The sequence below is a fragment of the Pelagibacterium xiamenense genome, from assembly GCF_021166475.1.
Lineage (GTDB): Bacteria > Pseudomonadota > Alphaproteobacteria > Rhizobiales > Devosiaceae > Pelagibacterium > Pelagibacterium xiamenense.
In genome coordinates this window covers 382,679-397,680 of sequence record NZ_JAJOYS010000002.1, presented here as the reverse complement: position 1 = coordinate 397,680, position 15,002 = coordinate 382,679, and the positions used below count along the sequence as shown (strand labels likewise).

12 protein-coding genes and 1 riboswitch are annotated in these 15,002 nt (G+C 62.9%); of the genes, 3 read left to right on the top strand and 9 right to left on the bottom strand.

Annotated features, from left to right (window positions below):
• Window positions 1–72 precede the first annotated feature (72 nt).
• Window positions 73–258, bottom strand: a riboswitch (cobalamin riboswitch).
• Window positions 259–457: 199 nt separating this feature from the next.
• Complete coding sequence (gene purU, locus LSG43_RS09855) at window positions 458–1,306, top strand: formyltetrahydrofolate deformylase (protein WP_231803604.1); 849 nt, start codon at window positions 458–460, stop codon at window positions 1,304–1,306.
• Between the two features lie 22 nt (window positions 1,307–1,328).
• Window positions 1,329–2,213 (top strand): bifunctional methylenetetrahydrofolate dehydrogenase/methenyltetrahydrofolate cyclohydrolase FolD, encoded by an 885-nt coding sequence (folD, locus tag LSG43_RS09850; protein WP_231803602.1) that lies wholly within the window; start codon window positions 1,329–1,331, stop codon window positions 2,211–2,213.
• 33 nt (window positions 2,214–2,246) lie between these two features.
• Here folD and iolB read toward each other — a convergent pair whose 3' ends face one another.
• The 5 genes from iolB to LSG43_RS09825 all read right to left on the bottom strand — a co-directional run bounded on the left by iolB (window position 2,247) and on the right by LSG43_RS09825 (window position 8,829).
• The gene (gene iolB / locus LSG43_RS09845; RefSeq protein ID WP_231803600.1) at window positions 2,247–3,047 is read right to left on the bottom strand and encodes a 5-deoxy-glucuronate isomerase; all 801 of its coding nucleotides are present in this window, start codon (window positions 3,045–3,047) and stop codon (window positions 2,247–2,249) included.
• A gap of 41 nt (window positions 3,048–3,088) precedes the next feature.
• Window positions 3,089–4,945: a 3D-(3,5/4)-trihydroxycyclohexane-1,2-dione acylhydrolase (decyclizing) gene (gene iolD / locus LSG43_RS09840; RefSeq protein WP_231803598.1), complete on the bottom strand. Its 1,857-nt coding sequence runs from the start codon at window positions 4,943–4,945 to the stop codon at window positions 3,089–3,091.
• A gap of 36 nt (window positions 4,946–4,981) precedes the next feature.
• Window positions 4,982–6,904 (bottom strand): bifunctional 5-dehydro-2-deoxygluconokinase/5-dehydro-2-deoxyphosphogluconate aldolase, encoded by a 1,923-nt coding sequence (locus LSG43_RS09835; protein ID WP_231803596.1) that lies wholly within the window; start codon window positions 6,902–6,904, stop codon window positions 4,982–4,984.
• Window positions 6,905–7,040: 136 nt separating this feature from the next.
• A complete protein-coding gene (locus LSG43_RS09830; RefSeq protein WP_231803594.1) occupies window positions 7,041–7,895 on the bottom strand; it encodes a MurR/RpiR family transcriptional regulator in 855 nt (284 codons plus the stop codon).
• A gap of 43 nt (window positions 7,896–7,938) precedes the next feature.
• Complete coding sequence (locus tag LSG43_RS09825) at window positions 7,939–8,829, bottom strand: LysR family transcriptional regulator (RefSeq protein WP_231803592.1); 891 nt, start codon at window positions 8,827–8,829, stop codon at window positions 7,939–7,941.
• A gap of 102 nt (window positions 8,830–8,931) precedes the next feature.
• Between LSG43_RS09825 and LSG43_RS09820 the strand changes: the two genes are divergently transcribed.
• The gene (locus LSG43_RS09820; RefSeq protein ID WP_231803590.1) at window positions 8,932–10,428 is read left to right on the top strand and encodes a CoA-acylating methylmalonate-semialdehyde dehydrogenase; all 1,497 of its coding nucleotides are present in this window, start codon (window positions 8,932–8,934) and stop codon (window positions 10,426–10,428) included.
• 41 nt (window positions 10,429–10,469) lie between these two features.
• Here the strand turns inward: LSG43_RS09820 and LSG43_RS09815 are convergent, their stop codons facing one another.
• The 4 genes from LSG43_RS09815 to LSG43_RS09800 form a co-directional block, all read right to left on the bottom strand.
• On the bottom strand, window positions 10,470–11,591 hold the full coding sequence (locus LSG43_RS09815; protein WP_231803588.1) for a Gfo/Idh/MocA family protein: 1,122 nt from the start codon (window positions 11,589–11,591) through the stop codon (window positions 10,470–10,472).
• Between the two features lie 132 nt (window positions 11,592–11,723).
• Window positions 11,724–12,518, bottom strand: coding sequence for an ATP-binding cassette domain-containing protein (locus tag LSG43_RS09810; protein WP_231803586.1), 795 nt, complete (start codon window positions 12,516–12,518; stop codon window positions 11,724–11,726).
• Window positions 12,515–13,588, bottom strand: a complete 1,074-nt coding sequence (locus tag LSG43_RS09805) for an ABC transporter permease (protein ID WP_231803584.1) — start codon at window positions 13,586–13,588, stop codon at window positions 12,515–12,517. The genes LSG43_RS09810 and LSG43_RS09805 overlap by 4 nt, the downstream gene beginning before the upstream one ends.
• A 79-nt stretch (window positions 13,589–13,667) precedes the next feature.
• Window positions 13,668–14,696 carry a sugar ABC transporter substrate-binding protein gene (locus LSG43_RS09800; protein ID WP_231804654.1) on the bottom strand — a complete coding sequence of 343 codons (1,029 nt, stop codon included), beginning with the start codon at window positions 14,694–14,696 and terminating at the stop codon, window positions 13,668–13,670.
• Window positions 14,697–15,002: the final 306 nt, after the last annotated feature.

The window sequence follows — 15,002 nt, the reverse complement described above, 5'->3', positions numbered from 1 at the left end:
TATTTGTGCAAAGGCCGCGAAAGGCTTGGTCATCGGTCTATCCTCTGCCGATCCGCCCGATCGGTTTTTCGTGTGGAACCAAAATCCGCGGTAGGTCTCCTGGCTTGCGGCTTGTTGCGGATGTCCGCCTTCCCAGAGCCTGAGCCCCAGTGGCTTTTCATCGGACATCCAACGCCGCTTACAGTTGCGGGGGCAGCTTCGGACTTGCACCGAATTCCCTGTTATCCCCTCGCGGGGACCGTGGACAGCATGGACGATGCCGCAAGTCTGGCTGTAAGTCAATGTGGGATATAAAGATATCTTTATATCCTATAGTCGAGCTGGATTGACGGGGGTGAAGCCGGCCGGCTCCTCCATATTCCTTTCGGGTGGGTGAGTTGGGATGTTTCGATCGCCCGCGCTTTACGTCGGCGCCTGGAGCGCATATGACCTGCCCGTCCGAACTTTGAGATTTGTTATGAGCGATTTCGTCCTCACCCTTTCGTGTGCCGACCGGCCGGGTATCGTAGCGGGGGTTACGACCGAGCTTTTCGGGCTCGGTGCCAACATTGCCGAAAGCAATCAGTTCTGGGACCGGGACACGGGCAAATTCTTCATGCGTATCGCCTTCGCGGCCCCCGACGCAGTGGGCAAGGAGGCCGTCGAGCGGGCGCTGACGCCGGTGGTCGAACGATTCGAGATGAAGACTGCAATTGCCGATGCCGCGCGCGTGCCGCGGGTGGTCATCATGGTCTCGAAATTCGACCACACGCTCCTGCATCTGCTCTATCAGATCAAGGTGGGGTGGATGCGCGCAGAGGTCGCGGCGATCATTTCCAATCATGAGGACGCGCGCGGGATCGCGGAAGCCGAGGGGGTTCCCTTCTATCACTTTGCGCTGGAGAAAGGGCGGAAGGCCGAACAGGAAGAGAAGGTGCTCGCGGTGGTCAAGGAGACCGGCGCGGACCTCGTGGTTCTGGCGCGGTACATGCAAATCCTCTCCGACACACTCGCGACGCGGCTCTACGGCAAGGCCATCAACATCCACCACTCGTTCCTACCCTCGTTCAAGGGGGCGAAGCCCTATCATCAGGCACATGAGCGGGGCGTGAAGATCATCGGTGCGACGGCGCACTATGTGACGCCCGACCTTGACGAAGGGCCGATCATCGAACAGGAAACCGCGCGGGTGACCCATGCGATGAGCCCGGACGATCTGATCGCGGTGGGGCGCGACATCGAGAGCCGGGTACTCGCGCGCGCGGTCAAATCGCATCTTGAGAACCGGGTTATGCTCAACGGGCACAAGACGGTGGTTTTTGCCTAGCCAGGGATTGGATATTCGGGACATGAGCGCTCAGATCATCGACGGGAAAGCCGTCGCGCAGGACGCTATCGCAAAGGTCAAGGCAGGGGCCGAGGCGCTTGCCGAAGCGCATGGCATTGTGCCGGGGCTGGCGGTGGTGCTCGTCGGCGAGGACCCGGCGAGCCAGGTTTATGTCGCGTCCAAAGGGCGGATGGCGAAGGAGTGCGGGTTTCATTCGGTGCAGCATACGCTGCCTGCCGATACGACGCAGGACGACCTGCTTGCGCTGATCGCGTCGCTCAACGCCGATCCGGCCGTCCACGGCATACTCGTACAACTGCCGCTGCCTGCCGGTCTTGATGAGCGCACGACGATCGCGGCGATCGATCCAGCCAAGGACGTCGACGGGTTGCACGACATCAGTATCGGGCGGCTGGCTTCGGGACAAATGGACAAGACGCTGGTGCCGTGCACGCCCAAGGGGTGCATGGTGCTGCTCGAAAGCGTCTATCCTGACGGGATTTCGGGGCTGGACGCGGTTGTGGTCGGGCGCTCGAACCTTGTGGGACGGCCGGTTGCGGCGCTTTTGCAGCACGCGAATGCGACGGTGACGATTGCGCATTCGCGTACGCGCGAGCTTCCCGAACTTTGCCGGCGCGCGGACGTTCTGGTCGCGGCGATCGGGCGGCCGGAGTTCATCAAGGGCGAATGGATCAAGCCTGGTGCGACGGTGATCGATGTAGGGATCAACCGAATCCCCGCGCCCGAACGCGGCGAGGGCAAGACGCGGCTTGTGGGGGATGTGGAATTCGCGTCGGCCGCCGAACGGGCGGCAGCGATCACGCCTGTGCCCGGCGGGGTCGGGCCGATGACGATTGCCATGCTGATGGCCAACACGCTGAACGCGGCTGAGCGCAGCGTGGGATAATAAGAAAGGCCGCCTTCGGGGCGGCCTTTTCGATTACGCGTTCAGCAACCACTCGTGCTCCTTCTGGTTGTGGAAGCGCCAGATGCGTTTGGGGCCTGCCATCACGTTCAAGTAATAGAGGTCGTAGCCATGGATGGCCGCGCAGGGGTGGTAACCCTTGGGCACCAGCGTCACGACGCCGTCTTCCACCAGCATGGTTTCGTCCAGCGTACGGTCGTCGGTGTAGACGCGCTGGAAGGCGTAGCCCTGGGGCGGGTTGAGGCGGTGATAGTAGGTTTCTTCAAGCGCGGATTCGGCCGGAAGGTTGTCCTCGTCGTGCTTGTGCGGCGGGTAGGATGAGGTGTGGCCGCCGGGGGTGATGACCTCGACGACGAGAAGGGAGTCGGCGGTATCGTCGGTTTCAGGCAGGATGTTGGTGACGTAGCGGATATTGGTGCCCTTGCCGCGGGTTTCCTGGCCGAGACCGTCCGGCGCGATGACGCGGGCCGTTTTCGAGCCGGTGGTGTCGGGGGCCGAGCAGACGGCGAGTTCAAGATCGGTTGTCGCCTCGACGCTCCATCGGCTGCCTCCGGGCAGGTAGACCGAATGGGGCTTGCCGTCAAAGGGGCTCATGCGCTCTCCCAATTCGCCAAGCGCCTCGCCATTGGCGACGACGTTGCCCTTGCCCGCAACGAAGACGAGGCAAACTTCGCGGCTTCCGGTTTCCCCGCTCACAACCTTACCGGAGGTAAGCTTGTGCAGGTCGAAGCCGACATAGGTCCATCCGGCGTTTTGCGGTGTTACGGAGATGACCTGACCGGTTTCACCGGTCGGTTTGACGAGAAGTTCGGCCAATTTCGCCTCCCTTGGTTCGGTATGACAGACCAACGCAGCCGTTAGACGATGCGCTGGTCCTTCAGGTGTTCTTCGTAGGCCCTGCGCGCGTCCTGGACTTCCTTGCGGTCGCTGACTTCGGGGACGACGACGTCCCACCAATGACCTCCGGCTTGGGTCGCGATGAGCGGATGCGTATCGATGACGATGACGGTGGAGCGGTCGTTGGTCCCGGCCTTTTCGAGCTCGGCTTCGAGTTCAGCAATCGAGGCGGCCTTGGTCGCGATAGCGCCCATGGATTGGGCGTGTTTGACGAAGTCGATGTCGGGGGCGACCTCGTATTTGCTGTCCTTTAGGAGGTTATTGAAGTTGGCGCCGCCGGTTGCCATCTGCAGGCGGTTGATGCAGCCATAGCCGCGATTGTCGAGCAGGACGACGGTGATGCGCGCGTCCTTGCCGAGCATGACCGAGGTCGCGAGCTCGGAATTGAGCATCATGTACGAGCCGTCGCCCACCATGACGACAACCTCCTCGTCCGGCTTGGCGAGCTTGACGCCGAGGCCGCCGGCGATTTCATAGCCCATGCAGGAGAAACCGTATTCAAGGTGATAGCTGCCCGGCGCGCCGGCTTCCCAGAGCTTGTGCAGTTCGCCCGGCAACCCGCCCGCCGCACAGACGACAGTGGCGGCGCTTGTGAGCGTGCGCTGGACAGCGCCGATAACCTGGGCGTCCGAGGGCAGGTCGGTATTGCCTGCCGCTCTCACGGTGTCCGAAGCGTTCTGCCATTTGATCTTGCCGGCCTTGGCTTCATCGGTCCAAGCGGCGGGCGCCGACCAGCCGGAAAGCTGGGCGTCGATCTCCGAAAGGCCCATTTTCGCATCGCCGACGACGGGCACCGCGTTGTGCTTTCCAGCGTCGAAGGCTTGCGTGTTGAGCGCGACGATCTTCATGTCCGGATTGCGGAAGAGTGCCCATGAGCCGGTGGTGAAGTCCTGCATGCGCGTGCCGACAGCAAAGACCGCGTCGGCCTGGGTCGCGAGGTCGTTGGAGGCGGACGTGCCCGTCACGCCGACCGAACCCATGGCGAGGGGATGCGTGTGAGGCAGGGCGGATTTACCAGCCTGGGTTTCGAGAACCGGAATGCCGTATTTCTCGGCGAAGGCCCTGAGGTCTTCGGTCGCTTGCGAATAAAGCACGCCGCCGCCGGCGATGATGACCGGCTTTTTCGCACTCTTGAGCGTCGCAACCGCGGCGGCGATTTCATCGACGTCGGCGCGCGGGCGGCGGAAGGTCCAGACTTTTTCCTCGAAAAAGCTTTCGGGATAGTCGAAGGCCTCGGCTTGCACGTCCTGGCAGAGCGCGAGGGTGACCGGGCCGCATTCGGCGGGGTCGGTCATAACCTGCATAGCCCTGCGGAGGGCGGGGATGATCTGCTCGGGTCGGGTGATCCTGTCGAAATAGCGCGAGACCGATTTGAACGCGTCGTTGGCCGAAATCGTGCCGTCCCCGAAATCCTCGACCTGCTGGAGCACGGGGTCGGGGAAGCGGTTGGCGAAGACATCGCCGGGCAAAAGCAAAAGCGGCAGGCGATTGACGTGGGCGACAGCGGCAGCCGTTACCATGTTGAGCGCGCCGGGGCCGATCGATGTGGTGCACGCCATGAAGCGGCGGCGGAACATTGCCTTGGTATAGGCGGCCGCGGCGTGAGTCATACCCTGTTCGTTGTGCGCGCGATAGGTGGGCAGTACGTCGCGCACGCCGTAGAGCGCTTCGCCCATGCCCGACACGTTGCCGTGGCCGAAAATGGCCCAGACACCTGCGAAGATCGGCAGCTTTTTGCCGTCGATAACGGTCATCTGGCGCGAGAGGAACCGCGCCACTGCCTGGGCCATGGTCAGCCGCACAGTCTTACTGCTCATGAGATCTCTTCCCTTAAATTCCCGGGACCCGGGCGGTCACGCCGCCCTGGCGCCCCGCAGACGCTGCCATGCTTTTGTCAGCGTTCCAAACCGTTGTGCCATATCGGCTATGGCCGTTTCATCATCGATTATGCCCGAAAGCCACTTTTCCGCGGCCTCAGCGAAGATCGTGCGGCCGACGGCAAAGCCCTTGACGGTGCGCGATTGCGCGGTGGCGGCAAAAGCTTTTTCAAGCTCTTCGGCCGGCGCTTCGAGCCCGAGCAGCACCACGCCGCGGCAATAGGGATCCTCTCGCTCGATCACAGCGTCGATGTTCGACCATGCGGCCGATGAGGCCTGGGGCTCGAGCTTCCACCAGTCGGGCTTGATGCCGCGGGCGTAGAGCTCGCCGAGCGCGCGGGCGATGGTGTCATCCTCAAGCGGGCCGTGTTTGCCCGCGATGATCTCGATCAGGAGTTCGCGGCCGACTTTGCGGGCGGCCTCGTAAAGCGTATCGAGCTTTTGCGCCTGAGCTTCCTTGAGTTCGGGATCGTCGTCGGGGTGGTAGAAGCACAGGCATTTGATGCAGTGATCGACCGGCCATTCGATCAGCCGGCTGCCCAGATCCTGTGAGAATTCGAACTGGAGCGGGCGCGACCCGGGCAACTCAACCGGCCTGGAGATCCAGAACTTTTCCATCCTGGAAGCGGCGAAGATCGCGTCGCGGCCGTATTTGTCGTCGAGCAGCATGCCATAGCCGTCGTCATCGCCGGCGACGCGGATCGCAGCCTTGACCGCGAGTTCCTTGAAGGCACCGATCCTTTCGAGGGATGCGCCGGTCCGCCCGGCAACGTCCTCAAGCTGCGAGCGGTGATCTATGGCAAGGGCCATCAGCGAAGGGTATTCGCGGCGCCGGGTGGTCGCCCAATGGATATGGTTGAGGGCTTCGTCCCGGCGCAGCGCCTTATGTTTGGAGCCGTTCGAGAGAAAATATTCAAGCTCGGCGAAAGTCGGGATTTCGGGTGAGCACAAGAGCCGCGAGACGGCAAAGGCGCCGCAGGCATTGGCCCAGGTCGCGCAGGTCTCGAGCGGCTCGTCCCGCAGATAGCCGCGCAGGAATCCCGACATGAACGCATCGCCCGCGCCGAGCGTATTGTAGACCTCGACGGCGAAACCCTTGCCGACGATCCCGTCTTCGAGGTCGTCGCTGATCGCGCCTTCGTAAACGATGCACCCCTGGGGTCCACGCTTCAGGACGATCGTCGCGGAGGAAAGGCGACGGACCGTCCTGAGCGCGGAGAGGAGATCGGTTTCACCCGATGCGATGAGTACCTCTTCTTCGGTGCCCACGATCAGGTCGCAATGGGCGAGGACCTTTTTCATGCGGTCCGAAACGATGTCGGAGGCGATATAGCGTTCCTCGCCCTGGGCGTGGCCGGCGAGACCCCAGAGGTTGGGGCGATAGTCGATGTCGAAGATAACCTTTCTGCCATGCGATTTGGCGAGCGCCATGGCCTTTTCCTGGGCCGCATCGGTGTTCGGCTTGGAGAAATGCGTGCCGCTGACGAGCACGGCCCTGGCGCGGGCGATGAGATCCTCGGAGATGTCGTCGGGGCAAAGGGCCATGTCGGCGCAGTTTTCCCGATAGAACAGGAGTGGGAAGGTCTTGTCGTCCTCGATGCCGAGGATGGCGAGCGCGGTGAGGCGTTCGGGATCGGTGACGATGCCCGCGGTTTCGACGCCCTCGCGCGTCATCTGTTCGCGAATGAAGCTGCCGAACTGCTCGTCGCCGACGCGGGTGAAAATCGCGGATCTCAGCCCGAGCCGTGCGGTGCCAATGGCGATATTCGCAGGGCAGCCGCCGACCGATTTGGCGAAACCGGCCGTATCTTCGAGACGGGCGCCGATCTGCTGACCGTAGAGGTCGATCGACGAGCGGCCAATGGTGATGACGTCGAGGTCGGTGGCGGATGGCGCCATGGTGAGGTCCTCCCGGTGCGGCGCAGTATGCGCTCAGCGAGCCGATGGCCGTTTTCTACCTTCCTGGCTTTGCAACGTCAATTCTGAAATCCCGTAATTCAGAACGTTCATTCTAAGTGTGCCTGCTGCGTTCCATTCACGAGCCAGCCTTACGCTTGTCGGCGACGGCGACAGCGAGTGTCATGGCGAGGATCATTGTGGCGCCCATTGTTCGGAAGCCTTCGAAATCGGATTCGGCCACTTCGAACCATGCGTCGGCCATGGTGGCGATGGGAGACAGGAGGGAATCGGTGATCGAAACGATCCTTGCGCCTTTGTCGTGCGCCAACTGGGCGAGGGAGACGGTTTCGCTCGCATAGGGGGCAAAGCTGACGACGAGGGCGGCGTCGCGCGGCGAGATAAAGGCCGTTTGCTCGGGCGCGAGCCCGGCGACGGCGTTGATCAACACATTGGGGACGCCCAGCTTGCCCAGAGCATAGGCCATGTAAGAAGTGACGGGGAACGAACGGCGGAGGCCGATCAGGTAGATCGTCTCGGCGTTGGCCAGAAGCGTCACAGCGCTATCGAGCGTTTCGGGATCGAGCTTGGCCTTGAGCTGTACCAGGGACCGCTCGGCGGCGTTGGCGAAGCCTTCCATGATCATGTTCGCGCTCGAGGCGGTAAGGCCGTGCTCGCGCAATTGGGCGAGCCGTTGGTCGTAATTGGGCAGGGGATCGCGCAGGCGAGCGCGGAATACCTCCTGCATTTCGGAAAAGCCCTGATAGCCGAGCGCCTGGGAAAACCGCACCAGGGTCGAGGGCTGCACGTTGGCGTGGGCGGCAATCGAGGCGGCTGTGCCGAAGGCGATTTCGTCGGGATTGACGAGCGCGAACTCGGCAACCTGCGCGAGGCGCTTTGGCAGGGCCGGGCGCCGCTCCACGATAAGACGCTGGAGGCCATCGAAATCGCGGGGCGGGGCACCATGTCTGGTATGGTCGGTATCCTGGCTCAAATTTCGTATGCTCCTTGTCGGTTCGCTCTTGTCCATTGTGGCGCTATTGGGCGGGTGCGAAGATCGCGTTTGCCTGCCGCACCTGACGAACGATGAAGTCGGCGACCTGGCCGACGCGCCGGATGGCCCGCAAATCCTCATGGACCACCAGCCAGTAGGACCGCTCTATAGTCGCTTCGGGCAAGACGGGTACGAGTTCGGCGTACTGGCGGGCGATGAAGCTGTGCAGAATGCCGATTCCCGCGCCGGCTCGTACCGCCTCGGTCTGGCCGATGGCGCTCGAGATTTCGAAATGCGAGCGCCAATCGGGGTAGATCTGGCGGGCGAAATTGAGCGAGGGCGTGAAAATGAGGTCTTCCACATAACCCACGCGTTGGTGGTCCCTGAGGCCGGCGACCGATGTCGGCGTGCCGTGCGCGTCGAGATAGGCCCGGGATGCATAGAGCGCGAGCGTGTAGTCGATCAGCTTGCGGGCGACGAGGCGGCCCTGGGTCGGACGCTCGAGGGTGATGGCGATATCGGCTTCACGGCGCGAGAGGGAAAAGCTGCGGGGGATCGGGACGAGTTGGATCGTGAGGTCGGGATGGCGCTCGGTCAATTGTCCGAGCCTCGGGGCGAGGAATGCGACGCCAAACCCATCAGGAGCGCCGACCCGCACCGTGCCTGAAAGCGTCTCGTCGGTGCGGCCGGTTTCGGCGCGGGCGGCGAAAATCGCGCTTTCGACGGTTTCTGCGTGGCTCAGCATGGCTTCACCCTCGGCGGTCAGGTCGCAGCCGTTTGTGCGGCGGATGAAGAGCTTGGACCCGAGCGCGGCCTCGAGCGCCGACAGCCGCCGTGCGACCGTCGCATGGTTGAGCCCGAGGCTGCGCGCCGCGGCGAGGATCTGGCCTGTGCGGGCGATGGCGAGGAAAATGCGGATGTCGTCCCAATTCATTTCGGATGACTTTAGTTTTTGCACAACAGATGCGGAAACTATCGCATTGAATGTCGATTTTTGAAAGCGCATCTTCCCGGCAACACAGCATGGGAGGTTACCATGGATACCATCGGACATTTCATCAACGGCAAACGCGTTGCCAGCCAGTCGGGCCGGACGGCGGATGTGTTCAATCCTGCGACGGGCGACGTCAGCGCGAAACTTGCCCTTGCGAACGCTGCGGACCTTCAGGCCGCGGTCGATGCCGCGCGCGAGGCGCAGCCCAAGTGGGCAGCAACGAACCCGCAGCGGCGCGCGCGCGTCTTTTTCAAGTTCGTCGAGCTGATCAACACGCATATGGACGATCTTGCCGAACTGCTCTCGTCCGAACATGGCAAGACCGTCGAGGACTCCAAGGGCGATATCGTGCGCGGTATGGAGGTCGCCGAGTTCGTCTGCGGCATTCCGCATCTGCAGAAGGGCGAGTTCACCGAGGGGGCCGGGCCGGGCATCGACATGTATTCGATGCGCCAGCCGCTGGGGATCGGCGCCGGTATCACGCCGTTTAACTTCCCGGCGATGATCCCGATGTGGATGTTCGCGCCCGCGATTGCCGCCGGCAATGCGTTCATTCTCAAGCCGTCGGAACGCGACCCGTCGGTGCCGATGCGGTTGGCGGAACTGATGATGGAGGCGGGCCTTCCGGCCGGTATCCTCAACGTCGTCAACGGCGACAAGGAAGCGGTGGACGGTATTCTCGACCATCCGGATATTTCGGGTGTCTCCTTCGTAGGGTCGACCCCGATCGCGCGCTACGTCTATGGCCGGGGCGCCAACAACGGCAAGCGGGTGCAGAGCTTCGGCGGTGCGAAGAACCACATGATCGTCATGCCGGACGCCGATATGGCGAAGGCCGCCGACGCGCTGATGGGCGCGGGCTACGGTTCGGCCGGCGAGCGCTGTATGGCGATTTCCGTGGCGGTGCCGGTGGGCGAGGAAACGGCGGACCGCCTGGTCGCCGCGCTCGCGCCCAAGATCGAAAGCCTCAAGATCGGGCCTTATACCGACCCGGCGACCGATATGGGGCCCGTCGTCACAAAGGCGGCCCAGGAGCGGATCAACGGACTTGTCGAAAAGGGTATCGAGCAGGGCGCGGACCTTGTCGTCGATGGGCGCGGGTTCAAGCTCCAGGGTTATGAGAACGGGTACTTCGTAGGCGGTACGCTCTTTGACCGGGTGACCCCGGACATGGATATCTACCGCGAGGAGATTTTCGGGCCGGTGCTCTCGGTGGTGCGGGTCAAGACCTATGAAGAGGCTATCGACCTGCCCATGAAGCACGAATACGGCAACGGCGTAGCGATCTTCACGCGTGACGGCGATGCGGCGCGGGACTTTGCGAGCCGGATCAATGTGGGGATGGTCGGCATCAATGTGCCGATCCCGACCCCGCTCGCCTATCACAGCTTCGGCGGCTGGAAGGCCTCGAGCTTCGGCGATCTCAACCAGCACGGTACAGACTCGATCAAGTTCTGGACCCGCACCAAGACCGTCACCTCGCGCTGGCCGTCGGGGATCAAGGATGGCGCCGAGTTCTCGATGCCCACGATGAAGTAAGGGTTGCATTTCCTCCCCTCTCCTCCCGCGGGGCCGGTGCGCTACGGCGTGCCGACCTCGATCCATTTCTGGCCCTCGTGCGAGGCCGCCATGGCGTGAACCGCGTGCTCGATCTGCAATCCGCGATCAAAGTCAATGACGCGCGCGGGCGCTCCGGCAATGGCGTTGAGAAGTTCGCGGCATTCGATCGTCTTGAGATCGTTAAAGCCGAGGCCATGTCCCGGCGCAGGGACGAACCGGTCATAAGGCGCGTGCGGGGGCGCTGCAAGAACCGTGCGGAAGCCCTGATTGGCGCACTCGTCGGTGGTCGTATAAAGCTGCACTTCATTCATGCGCTCCTGATCGAAAAGGATCGAGCCCAACGATCCGAAAATCTGGATTGCGAGGCGACCCTTCCGCCCCCAGGCGGCGCGGTTGACCGCAAGCGTGCCGGGTATGCCGGACGCCAACTCGAACAGGATGCTGGCGATATCGAAATTCTCGACTGTGCGCCGCCCGCCGTCAAATGTCGGACGGTCGGGGTAGGGCTTGCTCATGTGGGCGAAGACACGGGCGAGCGGGCCGAAGAGCGTCGTAATGAGCGAAAGCGGATGAACGGCGAAGTCGTCGAGCGCGCCATAGCCTGCAGCGGCCTCGTTCTTCCAGGAGAAGGGCGTTTTGGCCGACGCCATGAAGTCCTCGTCCATCTCGAGGCGGATGTGGTTGACGGGGCCGATGGTGCCGAGGTCGAGGAGCGATCCGATGTGGCGGATGATGGGGTTCTGGATGTAGTTGTAGCCCAGTATGGCGACCCGGCCTGAGGCGCGGGCGGTCTTCGCCATTGCCTCGGCATCGGCCAGAGCGGGCGCCATGGGCTTTTCACACCATACGTGTTTGCCCGCCTTGAGGGCGGCGATGGCCATTTCGGGGTGGAAGGCGTTGGGCGTTGTGATCGAGACGACGTCCACCTCCGGGTCGGCGATCAGTTGGCGCCAGTCGCCGGTTGCCTTTTCGAAGCCCAGAGCCTCCGCGCGCTCTGCGGCGAGTTCCGCGCTCGTCTCCGCTACATGCACCAGCCGCGTAGCCGGACCTTCACCGAAGACCGGCCGGACGTTGGCCCAGGCCAGGGTGTGGCACTTGCCCATATAGCCGGTGCCGATCAGCCCGACGCCAATATGCTCCATTGCCTGCCTCCTCCAGACGGCGATTCCGTTAGCATAGAACATTTGTTCCAAGCCTCTCAATTTCTGAAATGCATACGCAAGCGCGGCGCGCACGGGGGTGCGCGCCGCGTTCCTACGCGTCGGGGAATGCGGCTAGGCGGCGCGTCCGGCGTCGGCGGGCGGGGCCATGGCGCCGGTCATGATCGCGACCGCATCGGACATTGTGTAGTCCTTGGGGTTGATCAGCGCAGCGCGCCGCCCCAGGCGATGGATGTGGATGCGATCTGCAACCTCGAAGACGTGCGGCATGTTATGGCTGATCAGCACGATGGGCAGGCCGCGGCCGCGCAATTCGAGGATCAGGTCGAGCACCTTGCGCGATTCCTTGACGCCCAGCGCCGCCGTGGGTTCATCGAGGATGACGACCCGTGAGCCGAAGGCCGCGGCCCGCGCGACGGCAACGCCCTGGCGCTGGCCGCCCGAGAGCGTTTCGACCGGCTGCTTGATGTTCTGAATGGTCAGGAGGCCGAGGTCGGACAGCTTCTGGCGGGCGAAATCCTCCATCGCCTTCTTGTCGAGGGCGCGGAAGTATTTGCCCAGGATGCCGGCGCGCCGGCGCTCGCGACCCATGAACATGTTGTCCGCGATCGAGAGGGCGGGGGAGAGGGCGAGCGTCTGGTAGACGGTTTCGATCCCCGCCGCCCGCGCCGCCATGGGCGAATGGAAGTGAACCGGCTTGCCCTCGAGGGTAATTTCGCCGGCGTCGGGGATCATGGCGCCCGAGAGCGTCTTGATCAGCGTCGATTTGCCCGCCCCGTTGTCGCCGATCACGGCGAGGATTTCGCCGGGATTGAGCTCGAAATCGGCGTTGTCGAGCGCCACCACGCGGCCAAAGCGTTTCACGAGGCCTTTTGCAGCGAGGATGGGAGTGACGGTTGCTGAGCTCATGCTGAAACCCTCCTGATCCACTGGTCGAGTGCAACAGCGCCGATGATGAGGACGCCAATCAGCAGATAGGTCCATTGCGGGTCGGTGCCGATCAGGCGCAGACCGAGCCCGAAAACACCCACGATCAACGCTCCGAACAGCGTGCCGAGAATGGAACCGCGGCCGCCGAAGAGCGAGATACCACCGATCACTACAGCGGTGATCGATTCGATATTGGTGAATTGCCCGGCGGTCGGGGAGACCGAACCGATACGGCCGATCAGGACCCAGCCGGCGAGCGCGCAGATCAGGCCGCCGAGGGTGTAGACCGAGACCTGCATCCTGCGCACGCGCACGCCCGAGAGCTTCGCGGCTTCGGCGTCGTCCCCGATGGCGTAGACGTGCCGACCCCAGGCCGTGTTGTTGAGCACGTAGTTGAGAATGAAGACCAGCGCGACCATTGCGATGACGCCGTAAGTGAATACCGCGCCGCCGAAGCGGATGCTTTCGCCGAAGAATTGCAGGATCGGCGCTTGCGCCTCGATGTCCTGGGAGCGGATGGTTTCGTTCGCGGAGTAAAGGAAATTGGTGGCCAGAACGATCTGCCACATGCCCAGCGTCACGATAAAGGGCGGCAGGCGCACGAAAGCGACGAGCAGTCCGTTGATCATGCCGCACAGTCCTCCGACGAGGAAGCCGCAGAGCACCGCGATTTCAGGGGGCAGTCCGTAGCGGAAGGCGAACTGGCCCATCACGACCGAGCTCAGCACCATGATGGCGCCGACAGAAAGGTCGATACCGGCGGTCAAGATCACCAGCGTCTGCGCGGCGGCGACGATACCGACGATCGAAACCTGCTGCAGGATCAGCGTCAGCGAGAAAGGTGAAAAGAACCGGTCGCCCAGAATGACGCCGAAGATGATGATCGAAAGGAGCAGGATAAACAGCGGGATCAGCGCCGGGTTCACATGCAGCGCGTGCTGTATGCGTTTGAGCAGCGAGCGATCCGTGTCCTCAAAGGACGCAACCTCGCTGTGACTGCCTTGCAGCCCGCTCTCGAAATCCTGTGATTGGGTGTTGTTATCGCTCATGGACGGCAACTCCTCATTGCGCCTCGATGCCGGGGCGTGGCGAGGCACGTCCCGGCTCGAATTATGCAGTGACCCTGGGTCAGCCCCAGCAGATATCCATGCCTTCCTCGGTCCCAATCGAGGGCACGCCCGCGGCGGGATTGTCTGTCACGAGCTGAACGCCTGTGTCGAAGAAGTCCTTGCCCGGCGTCGGCTCGGGCAGTGTCCCATCGGCAGCGTATGCCGCGATAGCCTCGATGCCAAGCGAGGCCATCTGCAGCGGGTATTGCTGCGAGGTGGCGCCAATAACGCCCTCCGCGACGTTCTGAACGCCCGGGCAACCGCCGTCGACGGAAACAATGAGCACGTCGTTTTCACGTCCGACGGCGCGCAGGGCCTCATAGGCACCGGCAGCGGCGGGTTCGTTGATGGTGTGCACGACGTTGATGGTCGGGTCGCGCTGGAGGAGGTTTTCCATGGCCGTGCGGCCACCTTCCTCGTTGCCGTTGGTGATGTCGTGACCGACGATGCGCGGGTCCTCTTCATCGCCGATCACGCCGGGGTTGTTGAGCTCGATGCCGAAGCCGCTCATGAAGCCCTGATTGCGCAGGACGTCGACGGTGGGTTGCGCAGGCGTGAGGTTCAGGAACGCGATGCGGGCGTTTTCGGCCTCATCGCCGAGCGATGCGCGGGCCCACATGCCGATCAGTTCGCCGGCGCGGAAGTTGTCGGTCGCGAAGGTTGCGTCCGCGGCGTCGATGGGGTCGAGCGGGGTGTCGAGCGCGATCACGAGAATGCCGGCGTCGCGGGCCTGCTGGACCGAAGAGACGATGGACGAGGTGTCCGAAGCGGTCAGAAGGATACCGTCGGCGCCGTCGGCGATGCAGGTTTCAATCGCCTGAACCTGGCTCTCATGGTCGCCGTCGATACGGCCGGCATAAGACTTCAACTCGACGCCGAGTTCGGCGGCCTTGGCTTCGGCACCTTCCTTCATCTTGACGAAGAAGGGGTTGGTGTCGGTTTTGGTGATCAGACACGCGAGCGGCGTGTCCTGCGCGGCGGCTGGCGTGGTTGCACAGATCGCAGCAATGAGTGCGCCGCAAGCGGGCGCCAAAAGGCTCTTTTTCATAAATTCCTCCCGGGCGCGCTCGGCGCCCAATACGCAGTGGTGATGGTTGACGATGCCCGGGTCCTCCAACCGGAACGGCACCGCCTGTTCCTATCCAAAACGCACAATCGTGCGCCTGTCAATAAATTTATCCAGTGGATTTATTTATTGACAGATGTGCGGATGGGCGGTTTGCTGAGGATGAGGAGGAAGGTCCTGGAATGCTTTAGTCAACGTATACCGGATATCGCGGCAACGCTGTCGGCGGAGCGTTTCGTTTTGGCCTGCCGCAGGCTCCGCAGAGCCGGATAATGAAAGCGTACGGCT

What these genes read in the sequence shown, in the direction of transcription:
- purU (WP_231803604.1), top strand. Translation starts at nt 458, where the DNA reads ATGAGCGATTTCGTCCTCACCCTTTCGTGTGCCGACCGGCCGGGTATC.
- folD (WP_231803602.1), top strand. Translation starts at nt 1,329, where the DNA reads ATGAGCGCTCAGATCATCGACGGGAAAGCCGTCGCGCAGGACGCTATC.
- iolD (WP_231803598.1), bottom strand. Translation starts at nt 4,945, where the DNA reads ATGAGCAGTAAGACTGTGCGGCTGACCATGGCCCAGGCAGTGGCGCGG.
- LSG43_RS09835 (WP_231803596.1), bottom strand. Translation starts at nt 6,904, where the DNA reads ATGGCGCCATCCGCCACCGACCTCGACGTCATCACCATTGGCCGCTCG.
- LSG43_RS09825 (WP_231803592.1), bottom strand. Translation starts at nt 8,829, where the DNA reads ATGAATTGGGACGACATCCGCATTTTCCTCGCCATCGCCCGCACAGGC.
- LSG43_RS09820 (WP_231803590.1), top strand. Translation starts at nt 8,932, where the DNA reads ATGGATACCATCGGACATTTCATCAACGGCAAACGCGTTGCCAGCCAG.
- LSG43_RS09815 (WP_231803588.1), bottom strand. Translation starts at nt 11,591, where the DNA reads ATGGAGCATATTGGCGTCGGGCTGATCGGCACCGGCTATATGGGCAAG.
- LSG43_RS09810 (WP_231803586.1), bottom strand. Translation starts at nt 12,518, where the DNA reads ATGAGCTCAGCAACCGTCACTCCCATCCTCGCTGCAAAAGGCCTCGTG.
- LSG43_RS09805 (WP_231803584.1), bottom strand. Translation starts at nt 13,588, where the DNA reads ATGAGCGATAACAACACCCAATCACAGGATTTCGAGAGCGGGCTGCAA.
- LSG43_RS09800 (WP_231804654.1), bottom strand. Translation starts at nt 14,696, where the DNA reads ATGAAAAAGAGCCTTTTGGCGCCCGCTTGCGGCGCACTCATTGCTGCG.